Raw genomic sequence first — 16344 nt, forward strand, 5'->3', positions numbered from 1 at the left:
TATGATGAGATTATTTAATATAAAAAGCAGGTTATCGTGCCTGCTCCTTATAGGGATGATGTGTTGCACCTGTTTTCTTAGTGCATGTAAGGACGAAAATGTCATTGAGATAGATGGCTCTTCTGCGCTGCCTAATACATCAATAGAGAGTATCAATACCAATGTAAAGGCATTGCGCAGGCTTATAGAGGCTAAACAACTGGAGCTGGATGTAAAGTCATACAATCCGGTGAATAACGGTGCAAGCTATACCGTCGAATTGTCCGACGGTACAAGTTTCAGCATGTATGCTCAAATAGAAGCATTAGGTGGAGGAGATGCCGTAGTGTATTCTCCAAAGATAGGTGCCAAAATGAATAATGGTGACTATTACTGGACGGTTGATAATGAGTGGCTGACATTTGATAACAATGAAAAAGTGAAAGTTATCAATGAGGGTAGCACTGTTACGCCGGTAGTGGGTGTTAATGGAGATCGTTATTGGACTGTAACGTATGGGGGTAAGTCTCTTGCCCTCGGACACAAAGTTGAAAATGGGAAACTTGTCAGCCAGTTTAAACAGCTGGATGCGAGTGATGCAGAGTCTGTTCACTTCATCTTTAATGATGAGACATCCGATATCGTACTTCCTCTTAATGAGGATAAACCCGATATTCCTCCACTGATAGGAAGCATACGTCGTCCTATTTCTCCTGAACAACCAGCTTGGTTTGTTCATATCGACTCATGGAACTATGCTGACCCACAGAAGATCATTGATCTTATCCCGGCTGATATTCGTCCGTATGTTATTTTTAATGTTTCATTATCAGTAAGTCACGATGAAACTACGGGGCGTTATAATGTAAGCGAGTATGGTTATGAGATTGCAAAATCGTGGTTACGGACTTGTGCCGAGAACAATGTCTGGGCTATGGTACAGCCGTCAAGTGGTGGTTTCTGTCACTTCCCCGATTTTAGTTCATACAATGAATTCGAAGGTAGTGTATACGATGAGTTCTTTAAGGAATATCCCAACTTCCTCGGTTTTAATTATTGCGAACAGTTCTGGGGGTATGACGACCAGTTCTCTGTATCATGGTTGCAACGAGTGGCTCACTGGACTCAACTTATGAAACTTACTCATAAGTATGGAGGCTATTTGGTAGTGAGTTTCTGTGGTAATACCTGGTCAGCTAATATCGATCCTATTGCGCTAGTGAAACGTAATCCTGATTTTGCACAGGTTGCCAAGTTGTGTCCTGAAAACTTTATCATGTGTGAGAAATATACGACACAGACTGGTTTCTTCAATGTGGAGAGTATGTGTCTGGGTACATGGTTGTCCGGTTTCGCCGGTCAATACGGTATTCGTTTCGACCAGTGTGGCTGGACAGAAGAGGTAGGGCAGAATGGTGATAAAGATTTCCCACCGGCTGCTGGTGCGCTTCCCATTATTGAGCATGTGATGTTGACCGGACAAACTATTATCGACGGTCCCGAATTGATATGGCAACAGTGCTTTAAGGAAACCGGTGTTGTCAGTGTAGGCAATGGTTATCAAAGCCGTAACTGGGAGTGTTTCCCGCAGTTTGTCAATATTAATATAGACATGTTCCGTAAGATTATTGATGGAACGATTCGTATACCTTCCCGTAAGGAGGTCATTGACCGCACCAAACTCGTGATTCTTCAGGATGTATATTCCGGTGATGACAATGCCCAATATTGCGCTCCTAAGAATTTATATGAAGGACTTTATTTACGTGATGACGACGGCAATTTGTGGGACAATAAATGCTATTTCAAAAAGACAGGCCGTTATCCGACTATCCCTGTAGTATTTGAACTGTGCGATGAGTTAGCTAATTCTTTCACGTATAAAATCAATCAATCCAGTTTTAACGGAGCATGGGGCAGTGATGTACAGCTTAAAATCGGAAAATTCAACCGTATATTCCCAGAAGAGTATACTGGAGAGCTCTATGCCGGGCGTATAGAGAATGGCTGGGTAATTTACAATCATCTTGCCGGTACACGTAATGCTACCATTCCATTCAAGTATAATACTTGTGACAAGATGGAACTTGCTTTTTCCAAATATACTGTAGCTGTTGTGAAAGAATACGCTGATAAAGTAACTTTTTACATGAATAATCATGATAACGGCGGTTCGAACAAGACGGAGGTTATCAAAATATACGGATGCAAGTCTACTCCTTCATGTGACATATCTCCCAGGGCGAATGGTACAGCACAGATTACCAAAGAGTGGAAAGACGGTGTATATACGTTGACTGTGAGTCATAACGGACCATTGGATTTGAGTGTAAACTGTTCAGGAAATGCAGTGGAACGTGAGACTCAATATACTACGGCATCCGTTTCGGCTCCTGCTTCTCCACAGATCTATCAGGGAGCTCATCAGTATGAAGCTGAATGTTTTGACTTTAAAAATGTTGCTAAGAGAATTACGGCAGGTGATGGTGAGGCAATACGTAACTATACAGCACAAGGGTACATAAACTTTGGTGCTGGTGCTGAAGCTGCGGTGCGTGATGAAATTACTGCAGTGGAAGAGGGGATGTACAAGTTCCGTATCCGTTACCGTGCTCCATCAGCTACAGTCAACACTGTGGATATGTATGTGAATGGTACCAAGATAGGTACTCCGGAGTTTGCGAAGACTGATAATGACAATACTACCTGGTATACGGTTTCGATGTCGGCATCTCTGAAAAAGGGTAAGAACACTTTTGAATTGAAAGCCAATTCATCAGGCGCAGGCGATCTGTATCTTGATAACATAGTTGTTGAGAGGATTTAAGAAGTTCTCATTTATTTGATTATTCACATTTTGCAGGTAGTATATCCTGTTTATATAAACTAATTGAGATGAATAGAATATTTACGTTGTTGCTAATTATTGCCTTGTGTGGAAGTTGTAAGATGACTTCTGTCTCTACGACTTTTACTAATCCGGTGATTAATGCTGATGTTCCGGATATGGACGTAATCAGGGTCGGTGACAACTATTATATGATGAGTACTACTATGCACTTGATGCCGGGTGCCCCAGTCATGAGGTCGAAAGACCTCGTGAACTGGGAAATCATCAGTTATGTGTTTGATAAACTGACGGACACGTCCAACTATGATCTTATCAATGGAACCGTTTACGGACGTGGTCAATGGGCTACATCCCTTCGTTACTATCAGGGGAAATACTATGTACTTTTTTCTCCCAATGATCGCCCATATCGGTCGTATATCTATACAGCGACCGATCCGGCAGGAAAGTGGGAGTTGCTGACACGTACCCAGCATTTTCATGATTCTTCTCTTTTCTTTGATGATGACGGCCGGGTATATGTATTTTCCGGTACCGGTTCTCTGAAGGAACTGAAAGGTGATCTTTCTGATGTAAAACCGGATGGAGTTGATATGAAAATATTTGAAAGGGATGAGACGGAGACGGGACTATTGGAGGGAAGCCGGGTGGTGAAACATAATGGCAGGTATTATCTATTGATGATTTCGTGGCCGAAAGATGGGAACCGTAGACAAGTATGTTATCGTGCCGATAAGATTACCGGACCTTATGAGAAAAAAGTGATACTGGAAGATAAATTCGAAGGTTTTCCTTATGTAGGTCAAGGCTGTATCGTAGACGATGAGAAAGGTAATTGGTACGGCATGATTTTCCAGGATCGTGGAGGAATAGGCCGGGTAGCTACTTTGATGCCTTGTCGCTGGATAGATGGATGGCCGATATTAGGAGATGAAAATGGAAAGGTTCCCCAGGTGATGGAAAAGCCTGTGCAGGGCTATCCGGAGAAATCGCTTGTTGTGAGTGATGATTTCAGTGACTCGACCTTGAAACTTAACTGGCAATGGAATCACAATCCGGTAAACGAGGCATGGGCATTGACAGAGCGCCCGGGTTTCTTGAGGCTTAGAACAAATAGGGTGGTTGATAATCTTTATTTAGCTCCGAATACTATTACTCAACGAATGGAGGGACCTCAATGTAGTGGGGTAGTAACATTGGATATTAGTAATATGAAGGAGGGAGACGTGGCTGGTTTCAGTGCTTTCAATGGAGATGCGGCTCTCCTGTCGATTACCATGGAGAATGGACAGAAATGTTTGACCATGTCTGAAATCTCCGTTAGTTTGGATAGCTCAAACAAAGCTGTTCTTGGTGTAAAAAACGAAGAGAAGGAACGGGTGGAAATCAATCAACCTCTCATTTACCTGCGGATTGACGGGGACTTTCGTCTGAACCGTGATATAGCAACTTGTTATTATAGTTTGGACAATAAGAACTGGGTAAAGATAGGTACTGACTTCAAGATGCGCTTTGATTACCAAAGGCTTTTTATGGGGACTAGATTTGCCATCTTTAATTATGCTACCAAAGTACTTGGAGGTTATATAGATGTGGACTCATTTAATTATAAGAAGAACTAAACTAGGTAAAAGAAAATTGCCGGCTCTGAAAGGGACCGGCAATTTTTAATACTATAACGAGTGAATACATTAAATACAAGAGAAATAGAAAAACGATGAAAATGAAAAGAATAGGAATATGGGTTGCCATGTCTATTTATATCCTCTCCCTGTATGGACAGGCAGGCTATCAAAGTAAGGTAATCACTGATACAATCTACAGTGAAGTCTTAAAGGCTAAACGTGCGTATACTGTATATCTGCCTAAGAGTTTTGAACAGAATAAAGAAAAAAGGTATCCGGTTCTCTATCTCTTGCATGGTATGTGGGAAAAGAATGATGTGTGGGCGAATCGTGGACATGTAAAAGATGTAATGGATTGTCTGACAGCGAGTGTAGAAGCTCGCGAAATGATTATTGTTACCCCTGATGCTGGAGGTGGAGATCCGAATGTATTCCAAAACGGTTATTTTGATATGCCGGGATGGAAGTACGAGACTTTCTTCTTTACGGAGTTCTTGCCATCCATAGAGAAACGTTACCGTATTATTGGCGATAAATGCCATCGGGCTATTGCAGGGCTCTCGATGGGAGGTGGCGGAGCTGCCAGTTATGGTCAGCGTCATTCCGATATGTTTTGTGCGGTTTATGCAATGAGTGCATTAATGGATATTCCGCAAGAAGGAGCAGCTCGTTTTGATGACCCGAACGGAAAGTTGGCAGTATTGACTCGGTCGGTGATAGAGAAGAGTTGCGTGAAATATATCACGGGATCTGATGAAGGGCGAAAAGCAGAACTGCGCAGTGTTGCCTGGTTTGTTGATTGTGGTGACGATGATTTTCTGCTTGATCGAAATATTGAATTCTATCGTGCGATGCGCGGGACGAATATTCCTTGCCAATTTCGTGTACGTGATGGCGGACATACTTGGGAATACTGGCATTCGGCTCTTTACATTTGTTTGCCTTTTGTGAGTCGTATATATCCGGATTAATACAGTCTCATAGGGGTATAATACTTGATGAAAGACTAAAAGTTTTAATTATACTTCAAACTCTCTGCGATTCTGGCATGAGTTTGAAGTATAATAATATGTTATAAAAGCAATGTGGAAAATCATTCTTCAAGTTCCGGTTTTCATTGCTTTATTGTGTGTTGATTCTATTCAGCCAATAGAATGGTGTAAGTCTTGACTGTCCCTTTATATTCAAAGTTTACTACTGCTTTCTTGTTGCTTGAAGTGGGTTGAATGATGTCTATTCTGACACTTGGATCATTTGAGGTAGCAGAGACTTTAGGCGTATCTTTAGTCTTGACAGGAATGGTGTACGTTGTCTCATACTGATTAAATCCGGTAATACCATTTGCATTGGTTGATCTTACCGGTGTAGTTGGTAAATCCACTTTCTGGCCGTCAACCATAATCTCTACTGTAGGAACCGTCGGATATTCCAGACTTTTGCCCTTTTTACTGAATCCTAACCCCTGAAGTACACATAATTTCTCTTTAGAATTACTTTCAGCAACCAGGAAGATTGCGTGTTTTTTGTCCAACTTGTCTACAACTTCAGATACGTCAATCGTATATTTCGTTATTTCCTGAATAGAACCGGCAGGAACAGTGATTTCGCCAATCTTTTTCCCTTTCCAAACACTATTATCCCAAGGCCCGTCCAACCAAATGTTTATTTTGAAAGAAGCATCGGTTACAGGAGTCAGAAAGAGATTGAATGATGTCTTATTCCCCTTTTTGGTTCCTTCAAAAGGTTTTAATCCTTTTTGAGCTTTCTTCAAACCGCCAAAACCAAAATATTTATAGCCAATGATATCGCTGCCTCGTACATCTACAGGCATATTATTATCCCAAATATCCCAGGAGTCCTGTTGGCTACCGATATTGGATAAATAGCAGGCATATCCGGCAGAATAATATTTGTATGGATCCAGTCCAAAGATCTGAAAACCTTCTGAAGTGACTTCCGCACCTGTATATTCATTGCCATTTGTTGCTTTAGCTTCCCATATCCCTTCTTCTGCATAAGGATCATATCCGCGAATAACTACCTTTCCACCTTCCGCAACAGATTTCTCATCCCATTTGATGGTGACGGGAGCAACCATTGCCTGGCGTGCAAAACCAAATCCGCGTGGAGGCCGGTGATAGAATACATACCACTGGCCGTTAATCTCTTGTAGACTGCCATGTGTATTGTGCGCTCCATTGGTCGCCTGTAATTTACTGCCATCCTGATTGGGAACTACTCCGCGGGAGTCTACAAGTACCCCACCGCTGCGCCATGGACCTAACGGAGAATCACCAAAAGCATAACGGAGGGTTGAATTGGAATTTCCCAAACCATACTCCGGTCCGGAGTATCCGGAAAAGATCATCACATATTTATTACCGATCTGGCGAATAGACGATGCTTCGAAGAAATTGAAATCTTTGGGATTCTGCTCTTTATACAATGCAGGATAGGTTGTTCCGGCAGGATCTCTTATAATACCGGAATTGGTACTTGCCGGAATAAAATAAGGGATAATTTCAGTTCCCGGTCTGACGGAATACATCGTATTCTGATCTAGTTGGGCTGCTGACGATCTTTGGAATCCCCAGAATCCGTAAGCACGAAATCCTATTTCATAATCAGGATCATTGGGATCTGTGATGTTTTCAACAAAGACGGATGGATCGAATCCAAGAAAGCTACCAGGAAGTGTTCGTGTACCATCTTCGTTCAGATTGATAGGAGTAAAAGGCCCGTCCGGACGGCTACCTTTGCAAACCATAGCCTCACGGTTACGACCACGACTATGTGGAAATAGATAATATTCCTTAGTTCCGTCTTTTCTCTTTATTTCAACCAGATCGGGAGCATACATGACGTCCCACTGGTTTTGAACGTGGTACGTAAAGATGGCTCCCTCATCTCGCCAATTGGTTAAATCTTCTACAGGAGCCGACCACATGCGAATATCTGCCCCACAGTAGCTATTGAAACGAACATCGTGTGAACCAATAATATATATGCGATATTTGCCGGGATTATCCGGGTCCTCAAATACACGGGGTTCTCCGTCGGGAAGATGTTCCCAAAGCGGCAGATAAGGATTCCCCGTGCCTATAATATCATGTTCTTTGTTACTCTTGTTTGCTCCTACTATATTTTGAGTAGCGAATAGTGTCATGGCTGTACATAATAGAATTTTATACAGCATTCCATAGTTTTTTCTGTTCATACTTGCTGATATTTTGTTTCAGGCAAAGTTAGCCTGTTATTTATAGACTATGTTTTGAATTTACACCTGATTGTTTTACAGAGGTTACTGTCGGTTTCATTTTATATCTTTCATGTTACATTAGGCTATATTTGTTCTCCTTCCTGTATCCATGTTGTTAATTGTAGCTATAGTTACGTTGGGATACCGGTATCGTTCCATTGAAGTGTGTAAGCATTCGGGCTCGTGCGTGTTTCTTTCCCTTCTTTTCTTTCCTACCTTTGTGCCTTCATAATCATCTTAATCCATTATGTGTTCAGTATTAGTATTTTCTAGTGAAAGTGAAAAGCTGCGTAGTCTCTTATCCGAGTCTAACCATTTTGATTCTGTTCTTTTCATATTTGATGGTGGTCGTCGTTATAAAGTTTCGGCTTCCAGTCTTGGCATCCATTCTCCTCAGGATCTACTTCTCCCCTTAGGTCTTGGTCTTTTCCGTAACAGTCCTTTCTGGTCTTATTACCTTTATCCCAATGGTTGTAATTTCCATAAAGGTATTGACGGTCTTTGTGGCGAGGTCATCCGGCACACGGGTTCTTGCGTGTCAGAGCAGAGTTGTCATATTTTTCTTGACCGTTCCCGTAGCAGATTGCATATCCTCTATCGGTGCGAGGACGAATACCGACTGGAATGCCGTCGTCTGAACCACAGTTCTTTCTTCTTGAAAAAGGACGAACGGAAAAGAGATTTTCTTCAAATTTCCTGGAATCGCCTGAATGAGCTGCTTACTGTTAAAAAGTATCGGAAAACAGTTGAAAAGTAATCTCCCATCCTACAAGCCGTACAGGTTTATTTTGATAACTTTGCCACATAATAAAAAAGTGGATATGCAGTGAAAGAACCAGTCATTACCTTTACTTTGGAAGAGTACGAAGAGTTGCGCAAGGAACGTGAACGTCTTGAAAAGGAACATGCGGAACTTCAGAGAAAATACGCAGCCTCTTTGCAGGAGTATTCCCGCCAAGTTGAGGAAATCTCAGCCTGTACAGCCGTCATTGCTGACCTGAGATGGAAATTGGCTGATTTGACACGCCGTTTATGGGGTAAATCCAGTGAAAAACGTCATCTTCCCGAAGATGCCAACCAATTGAGCATCTGTTTTGAATCTCCGTCCGATGTCAATGACCCGGTAGCGGAGGAGCAGAAAACGGCTGAGAAATCTGCCCGGTCGGAGAATGGTTACAATCGTTTCCGTAAGAGCTTCACCCAAAAGATTACTCCCCACGCCCGTAAGCCCATCGATCCGTCCCTTCCCCGTGAAGAAATCATCATTCCCATGCCGGAAGGTCTTTCTCTGGAGGGAGCGACGAAGCTGGGGGAGGAAGTGAGCGAACAATATGCCGTCAGCCCTGCCCGATTCTATGTGAGACGCATCATCCGTCCTAAATACCGGCTTGCCGACGGTCGTATCATAACTGCTCCCATGCCCGTAATGGCACACCCTCACAGCAATGCCTCGGAGAGTGTACTGTCCCACATTGCCACCGCCAAATATTACGATCACCTGCCTCTGCACAGACAGCTGGACATTTTTGAGCGTGAAGGCATCCATCTGAGTCCTTCCACCGTAAGTAACTGGATGATGGCTGCCGCACAGCGTTTGGAGCCGATCTACAATGAGCTTCGTGAACTGGTTAAGGACAGTTATTACGTCATGGCCGATGAGACGCCCCACCCCGTACTTGAAAGCGACCGACCCGGTGCTCTTCATCGCGGGTATATGTGGAACTTCTATCTGCCCCGGTTTCATACCCCCTTCTTTGAATATCACAAGGGGCGTGGCAGCAGCGGAATAGACACACTGCTGGCAGGACAGGTCCGCGTGGTACAGAGTGACGGCTTTGCAGTATATGACGAGTTCGACACGCTACCCGGAAAGTTGCACTTGTGCTGTTGGGCACACGTCAGGCGCAAGTTTGTGGAAGCGGAAGGAAATGACCCTCCCAGAGCAAGGTATGCACTTGAACAAATAGGCAGACTGTATGCTGTGGAGGAGGAAATCAGGATAGAACATCTGGAAGGCGAGGCTGTAGTAAAGCTTCGCCGGGAAAAATCGTACCCTATTATCAAAGGACTGGAAAAATGGTGCAAAGAGGAATATGAACATACGGTCGATAAATCGCCTGTTGCCAAGGCCATATTCTATATGTACACACGCTTTGAACAACTGTCCGGATATGTCAATGATGCACAGTTCTGCATTGATAATAATCCGGTGGAGCGTTCTATTAGACCGTTGACTGTAAACAGAAAAAATACACTCTTCTCCGGATCGCATGAGGCAGCACACGCAGCGGCAATATTCTTTTCACTGATGGGATGTTGCAGGGAAAATAAGGTGAACCCAAAACTATGGATGCAGGACGTGGTGATTAGAGTACAGGATAAAGAAAGAGAAGAGAAAAACGACTACTCCGATTTACTGCCATTTAATTGGAAAGGATAAACAAGAAAGGTTTATAAAGTCAAAAGCCAGACGTACTCCGTCTGGCTTTTGACTTTATAAGAGTTTGGAGAGAATACGCACGAGACCGAATGCTTACTGAAGTGTCGGTATCACTAATTTCCCACGGCCGTGACAAGATCTTTCCACGGCCGTGGTAGGAACTCTTCACGGCTGTGGGAAGAAGCTACCACGGCCGTGATGAATTAAGTATATCGGTATCCTGATCGAACAATAGTGATTGAATGATATAAGCATACCAGTTGTATGACGGATGTTTAATGGGGGCTTGTCGTGAAAGGTAAGTAAAGCTGGATGGATAGGAGATCCGGGAGAGTAAAATCATAAAATAATAGGCTGACAATAAAACATATAAAATGATATTGTCAGCCTATTGTCAGGGCTTATTGTCAGCGTCTAATGAACTGTAAATCATTTATCTAATAACTAGAAACGATAGGCTGACAATAAGAACTGCAAAATTTGTATGTGAATATAATCTGTGATGTAGTTATTAACTCATCCCTGCATTGATTGGATTGATCTTTTTTTATTTACTTTCTCTTTTGCTTTTCGATTCGTTCATAAACAGATAAGATTTCTTGTAGCCTCCGTAGTCTACGACTAGCTTTTCAAGCACGATGCCCGGATCAAGAGGTTTGAAAGTGATTGTCTGCATACCGTCTGATGTGTTTGGTACATTTAATTTCGCTTTTTTCTCAACGATGCGTCGTGCAACTGTCGGATAGTATATGCTGTATACATTTTCAGGAAGCTCGTTTAAGTTATGATTGAAATTGATTGTCTGATCCTTTCCTCCTTCAAATCCGATACTGTACTCATGTCCTTTGCGGTCATGGAAGGCAAGAGTTGATTTTACTATCACGTGGACAGTCACCTTGTCGATGCCTTTAGGCAATTTTATCTTGTAGGAGATGGAAGCTCCGTCAGTCGGTTGTGTGTAAGGCATCAGAGCCATGCCACTAAGGGTACGTCCCATATAGGGGATCACTGTCCATTCCGTACCTGGCGCTGCTTTAGCGCTGTAATAATGTTCGGCTTCTATGGCTATATATCCGTCTTGCCCGGTGAAGACGTATCCGTCGACTGCTTTTTCCGGATTCTCGATGCGGTAGATTTTGGGCAGTGTATCAGCGGGGAAGTTATCATTCCACGATGTATAACCGATATGTTTCTGAATCATCATATTCTTCCATTTGCCGCCGGACATAATGTTGTTATAATCGTCACTCAACGCTTTATCCCGTGCAAAAGCCTGTTCCACTTTATCTGCCCATTCGTTAGCTTGCGGATTGTTTTCTTTGTACAATTTATGGTTCATGGCTTGTGCATAATACATTTCGTACAGGTTTGCCATGGCTTGAACGGGGAAGAGAATCAACTGCTTGTAGGCATCTTTATATTCCGGTTTCAGTGATATGTATTGTCTCAAAGCTTCCGCTTCCAGTTTCAGATATTCATCAGATACTTGTTTCCATTCGCCTGTCTCCAGGTTATATGTATTCCGGTCGAGCATTTCTCCCGTCACGCGACCGTTGTATTTGCTGTACAGGTTTAAGATTCGCATGGCTTCATCCGCCTGGTCTTCGCCAAACTGCTGTGCGCAGAAACGACGGGGATGATCTAATAAGTTGGAGACGTTGAACTGTTTGGGATTCCATGCCATATCCATGAAGAGCGTGATGGGATATTCCATGGGTTTCAAATCGCCTACATTCAGTATCCATAGCTTTTCTACTCCGTAATCGTATGTGAGTTGAAGTTGCTCCCACATATTTTGTATAGGGGTTACGTTCAGCCATTTGGAATTTCTCGGAGCGCCTACGTAGTCTACATGGTAATACATACCCCAACCGCCCGGATGCTTACGTTCCTTGGCATTCGGCAGGCGGCATACATTGCCCCAATTATCATCACACAATAGCATGATAACATCATCGGGCACACGCATACCTTTATCATAATAATCCAGTACTTCTTTGTATAGTGCCCATACTTGCGGAGTTTCTTTGGCAGGACGTTTGGTAATCTCTTCAATAATCTTGCGCTGGTTTTTCACTACATTCTCCAGAAGTTTCACATTGGTGCTTTTACTCATGGCCGCATCACCGTCTCCGCGCATACCGATGGTTACGATATCCTCTGTACCTTGCATACGTTCGATACCTTCACGGAAGAACTGATCGATGACCTTTTGGTTGGTCGAATAGTCCCATGCACCATATTCTTTGCGTTTGCGTGACCATTCCTGATGATTACGTGCCATCGGCTCGTGGTGGGATGTGCCGATAATGACTCCCATCTCACTTGCTGTCTTGCTGTTCTGCGGATCATCCTGATAGAAAGCCCAACTCCACATGGCCGGCCAAAGGAAATTACCTTTCAGGCGTAGTATCAGTTCGCACACCCGTGCATAAAAACGATGGTCACCATAGTTGGTGCCATAAGTGTGTTTCACCCATCGGGTAAGACACGGTGCTTCATCATTCAGAAAGATGCCGCGATAGGTTACGGCCGGTTCTCCGTCCGAGTACTGTCCGGATTTGATATATACATTGGGCTGTTTCATGACGGGAACATCTGCCCACCAATACCAGGGAGATACTCCCATCTGTTCGGAAAGTTCGTAGATACCATAAATAGTACCGCGTCTGTCGCTACCGATGATAACTACCGCTTCATCTACCCCTTCACAAGGATTGGCGATGACTTGCAGGATATATTTTTCATTTTTCCCATCCAATTCCTTTTTGTCTATTTTTCCTGCTGACACCAGCTTCTTTATAAAAGGAGTGCCGTAAGTACCTGCGATGATACACCGTTTCGAACTTGCGCTTGTTAAGAGTTCGGGCTTTTTTCCGCATACCTGCAGTATGTCTTGTTGAAGATTGCCGGCAGCAATCATTACCCCTTTGTCTTCGGAAGAATCTATGTATATCGGACAAGGAACTCCGTTGGCAACCAACGGGAAATGGTTGCCGGTTGCTGTGAATACTACGAATGGTTCAGCGGCAAATGCCGCTATACTCACAACAGAGAGATAGAAGAATAGAAATAACTTTTTCATGGTTTCAATATTTAATAATTTGTGGTTAATCATTTATTATTCCACTTGTACTGTGACACGATGCAAAGATAGTTGGTATTGATAAGAACGGGCTTTTGGTATGTTTCAATTATTTATACTGTTGATACCTGTCGACTTTTTTTTGAAGTTTTTTTCTTTATGGATAATACGGGGGAGTGTGAACAAACAGGTTTGCTCAATAAATGTTTTTGATTTTGTTTCAAAATCTTTTTATCTTGTATGTGTGGGGACTTTAAGGTGCTTAATAGTCTTTTGAGTGTTGATAGGCGTCAATCGCTTTTTTCACCGAACCGTGTAACAGCAACAATTTCTGTGCATGGTCATGATCTAATCCCAGTTCCTCCATAATCATTCTGGTTCCTCTTTCTACCAGTTTATGATTGCTAAGCTGCATGTTTACCATCTTATTTCCTTTCACCCGTCCGAGTTGAATCATCACCGACGTACTAATCATGTTCAGAATCATTTTCTGTCCGGTGCCTGATTTCATTCTCGAACTTCCCGTGACATATTCCGGACCGACAATCATTTCGATGGCGACATCTGCTTCTGCCGCCATCGGAGAATCCGGATTGCTGGTGATGCAACCTGTCAGGATGCCATGCTTGCGGGCTTCCCGTAAAGCACCGATTACATAAGGGGTAGTGCCCGAAGCGGCAATGCCAATCACGGTGTCTTTGGGGTTGATGTGATATTCGGTAAGTTCTTCCCATCCCCGGCCCATATCGTCCTCGGCGCCTTCTACCGGATTGCGCAGGGCGGTATCTCCACCGGCTATCAATCCGATAATCCAGCTAGGAGGCATTCCGAATGTCGGTGGTATCTCCGAAGCGTCTAGTACTCCCAAGCGACCACTGGTGCCTGCACCCATGTAAAAGATACGTCCGCCCTGTTTCATGCGGGGCACAATCTGGTTGACGAGCAGTTCGATTTGTGGAATGGCTTTTTGAACGGCTAACGCTACCTTTTGGTCTTCCCGGTTAATGTCTTCTAATATTTCCCGTACGGACTTCTTTTCCAGATTGTCGTAGAGCGACGGTTGTTCGGTTATCTGCATATTGATAATGGTGATTGACTAAAAATACAAATTACAAGGATTGAGATGAAGCGGTATGATATAAAATTAATCCCTCCATCGGACTTTGCAGAATCTTTCCGATTCTGATTCCTGTCTCTTGTGCAGCTTCTTGTAATATCTCCTTGTAGCAGTGAGCCACTGATCCGATAAAGTGTGCAGGATACTGTGTATAATCATATTGCATTACGTTTCTTCGGAAGAAAGCAATAAAACTGCCAAGCACTAATTGTCGTATCCCCGGCTCTTCCAGATGTTGCGCTATAAAAGGGGACAGACTTGCCAGGAAACGATTCGGGAAGGGCTGACGGTAAACCCGGTCGATGATTTCGGGAGCTGTCAGGTCGAATTGTTTTAGAAATGCTTCTTTGATGGCAGGCGAAAGTTGATTCTTCAGAATGTCTCCCACCAGTAATTTGCCAAGGACGGCTCCACTTCCCTCGTCGCCCAGGATAAAGCCTAAAGGGGAGATGTTGTTGACAATTTCTTTTCCATCATAGAAACAGGAGTTGGAACCTGTTCCCAGAACACAGGCAATGCCTGCTTCATGGCCGCATAATCCACGGGCAGCAGCTAACATATCCGAGTAGGCTTTGATGTTCCCGACAATAGGTAAACTGTCGGCTATCGCCCGTCGGAGAACGGGAGCTTTCTCGGGTGTACAACCTGCACCGTAAAAGTAAACGGAGTTGATAGTCCCTTCCGGCAATTGTGGCAGGAGGGAATGTGTCAGTTCTTGCTGAATTTCTTCTTCTGACTGGAAGAAAGGGTTAAGCCCTTTCGTTCCAATCCGTTTGATAGGTGTGCCGTTGAGGATGACACACCAGTCAGTCTTGGTAGAACCACTATCTGCAATAAGTATCATATCTTGATGTATATTTTCTTTTTATATAGTATATAACCGATTGCCCAGTTGAGCAGGACAAACAGGATGGCATAGGCGAGAGAACCACCTTCATTACCGAACACAGGTTGAAGAGTGCTGGCATAAAAAGCCTGTTGCAAAGAGGCGCTTTCTCCCTGATAAGTGATGGTGATAACACTTAATAAGATGGCGAGCACATCTGCCAACACATAGATAAAGAGGGGATTTACTCCGAAAGATTCGAAGAAATGGCTCCATCTCTTGTATCCTTTGATGTCAATGATCCATACAAGCAAGGCTAAAAGGCTGGAACCTAATCCGCAAGTGACTAGGACAAAAGTGGGTGACCATATCTTTTTGTTGAGCGGGCATCCGTAACTAAGCAGGAAACCGGCAAAAGTGAGAATCGTACCGATCAGGAAAAGCCGCTCCAGCTTTTCACGTATATCTTTTACCTCCATCAGTAGTTTGCCTACGCAGAAACCGATGAGCACGTGTGCAATGGAGGGAATCGTACTTAATAATCCTTCCGGGTCGATGTGATTATCCTGGTACATGTGTGCATCTCCCAGAATACTACGGTCGACGATGGAAAGTATGTTCGTTTCATTATAGGCAAATCCATTACCGGTGACGAGAATGATAAAGTACCCCACTAATAATGCTACAATCAGATAGGGGATATATTTATGCTTGATGAGTAAAGCTATTAAAGCCGATGCGCCGTAGCAGAGGGCAAGTCGCTGCATCACCCCCAAAATACGGATATGCGCAAACGGAAGCGGATCGTGGGTGTAGCAAAGTAAGGCGAACCAGTTGATGGCTATTCCGATCAAGAAGATGACAATCGTTCTCTTGATAATCTTCAGGGCGGCAGGGGTGCTGAATGTGAAGTTATACTTTCTAAGTGAAATGTAGGTGGAGATTCCCATGATAAACATGAAGAAAGGAAAAACCAGATCGGTGGGGGTAAGACCACTCCATTGAGCATGTGTGAGGGGAGTATATGCATACGTCCATGAACCTGGATTATTCACCAGTATCATTCCTGCGATGGTAATGCCTCGCATTACATCGAGTGCCAACAGGCGTTTATTACTTGTTACATTCATGACTGTTACTTTTTAATGTGTTAAGTTATTCA

10 protein-coding genes are annotated in these 16344 nt (G+C 43.5%); 5 read left to right on the forward strand and 5 right to left on the reverse strand.

What is annotated here, in order from left to right:
- Position 1 precedes the first annotated feature (1 nt).
- The 3 genes from H8796_RS08525 to H8796_RS08535 all read left to right on the forward strand — a co-directional run bounded on the left by H8796_RS08525 (position 2) and on the right by H8796_RS08535 (position 5426).
- Complete coding sequence (locus H8796_RS08525) at positions 2 to 2806, forward strand: glycoside hydrolase family 98 domain-containing protein (protein ID WP_117932124.1); 2805 nt, start codon at positions 2 to 4, stop codon at positions 2804 to 2806.
- 122 nt (positions 2807 to 2928) lie between these two features.
- Complete coding sequence (locus tag H8796_RS08530; protein ID WP_233530338.1) at positions 2929 to 4452, forward strand: glycoside hydrolase 43 family protein; 1524 nt, start codon at positions 2929 to 2931, stop codon at positions 4450 to 4452.
- 101 nt (positions 4453 to 4553) lie between these two features.
- The gene (locus H8796_RS08535) at positions 4554 to 5426 is read left to right on the forward strand and encodes an esterase family protein (RefSeq protein WP_117932489.1); all 873 of its coding nucleotides are present in this window, start codon (positions 4554 to 4556) and stop codon (positions 5424 to 5426) included.
- 167 nt (positions 5427 to 5593) lie between these two features.
- Here H8796_RS08535 and H8796_RS08540 read toward each other — a convergent pair whose 3' ends face one another.
- The gene (locus H8796_RS08540) at positions 5594 to 7651 is read right to left on the reverse strand and encodes a hypothetical protein (protein WP_117932487.1); all 2058 of its coding nucleotides are present in this window, start codon (positions 7649 to 7651) and stop codon (positions 5594 to 5596) included.
- Positions 7652 to 7961: 310 nt separating this feature from the next.
- On the opposite strand from H8796_RS08540, the gene tnpB reads away from it, so the two are divergent.
- The gene (gene tnpB / locus H8796_RS08545) at positions 7962 to 8471 is read left to right on the forward strand and encodes an IS66 family insertion sequence element accessory protein TnpB (protein WP_117932120.1); all 510 of its coding nucleotides are present in this window, start codon (positions 7962 to 7964) and stop codon (positions 8469 to 8471) included.
- Positions 8472 to 8540: 69 nt separating this feature from the next.
- Positions 8541 to 10154, forward strand: coding sequence for an IS66 family transposase (locus tag H8796_RS08550; protein WP_117932118.1), 1614 nt, complete (start codon positions 8541 to 8543; stop codon positions 10152 to 10154).
- A gap of 547 nt (positions 10155 to 10701) precedes the next feature.
- On the opposite strand, the gene H8796_RS08555 is transcribed toward H8796_RS08550, so the two are convergent.
- The 4 genes from H8796_RS08555 to H8796_RS08570 form a co-directional block, all read right to left on the reverse strand.
- Complete coding sequence (locus H8796_RS08555) at positions 10702 to 13239, reverse strand: glycosyl hydrolase 115 family protein (RefSeq protein ID WP_117935589.1); 2538 nt, start codon at positions 13237 to 13239, stop codon at positions 10702 to 10704.
- 262 nt (positions 13240 to 13501) lie between these two features.
- Positions 13502 to 14317 carry an N-acetylmuramic acid 6-phosphate etherase gene (murQ, locus tag H8796_RS08560; RefSeq protein ID WP_117935422.1) on the reverse strand — a complete coding sequence of 272 codons (816 nt, stop codon included), beginning with the start codon at positions 14315 to 14317 and terminating at the stop codon, positions 13502 to 13504.
- A gap of 31 nt (positions 14318 to 14348) precedes the next feature.
- Positions 14349 to 15200, reverse strand: a complete 852-nt coding sequence (locus H8796_RS08565; protein WP_117935424.1) for an ATPase — start codon at positions 15198 to 15200, stop codon at positions 14349 to 14351.
- The gene (locus H8796_RS08570) at positions 15197 to 16312 is read right to left on the reverse strand and encodes an acyltransferase family protein (protein WP_117935426.1); all 1116 of its coding nucleotides are present in this window, start codon (positions 16310 to 16312) and stop codon (positions 15197 to 15199) included. The genes H8796_RS08565 and H8796_RS08570 overlap by 4 nt, the downstream gene beginning before the upstream one ends.
- Between the last annotated feature and the right edge of the window lie 32 nt (positions 16313 to 16344).

Origin of the sequence: Bacteroides sp. M10 (assembly GCF_014334015.1) — a bacterium.
Lineage (GTDB): Bacteria > Bacteroidota > Bacteroidia > Bacteroidales > Bacteroidaceae > Bacteroides > Bacteroides intestinigallinarum.

What these genes read in the sequence shown, in the direction of transcription:
- H8796_RS08525 (WP_117932124.1), top strand. Translation starts at nt 2, where the DNA reads ATGATGAGATTATTTAATATAAAAAGCAGGTTATCGTGCCTGCTCCTT.
- H8796_RS08530 (WP_233530338.1), top strand. Translation starts at nt 2,929, where the DNA reads ATGACTTCTGTCTCTACGACTTTTACTAATCCGGTGATTAATGCTGAT.
- H8796_RS08535 (WP_117932489.1), top strand. Translation starts at nt 4,554, where the DNA reads ATGAAAAGAATAGGAATATGGGTTGCCATGTCTATTTATATCCTCTCC.
- H8796_RS08540 (WP_117932487.1), bottom strand. Translation starts at nt 7,651, where the DNA reads ATGCTGTATAAAATTCTATTATGTACAGCCATGACACTATTCGCTACT.
- tnpB (WP_117932120.1), top strand. Translation starts at nt 7,962, where the DNA reads ATGTGTTCAGTATTAGTATTTTCTAGTGAAAGTGAAAAGCTGCGTAGT.
- H8796_RS08555 (WP_117935589.1), bottom strand. Translation starts at nt 13,239, where the DNA reads ATGAAAAAGTTATTTCTATTCTTCTATCTCTCTGTTGTGAGTATAGCG.
- murQ (WP_117935422.1), bottom strand. Translation starts at nt 14,317, where the DNA reads ATGCAGATAACCGAACAACCGTCGCTCTACGACAATCTGGAAAAGAAG.
- H8796_RS08565 (WP_117935424.1), bottom strand. Translation starts at nt 15,200, where the DNA reads ATGATACTTATTGCAGATAGTGGTTCTACCAAGACTGACTGGTGTGTC.
- H8796_RS08570 (WP_117935426.1), bottom strand. Translation starts at nt 16,312, where the DNA reads ATGAATGTAACAAGTAATAAACGCCTGTTGGCACTCGATGTAATGCGA.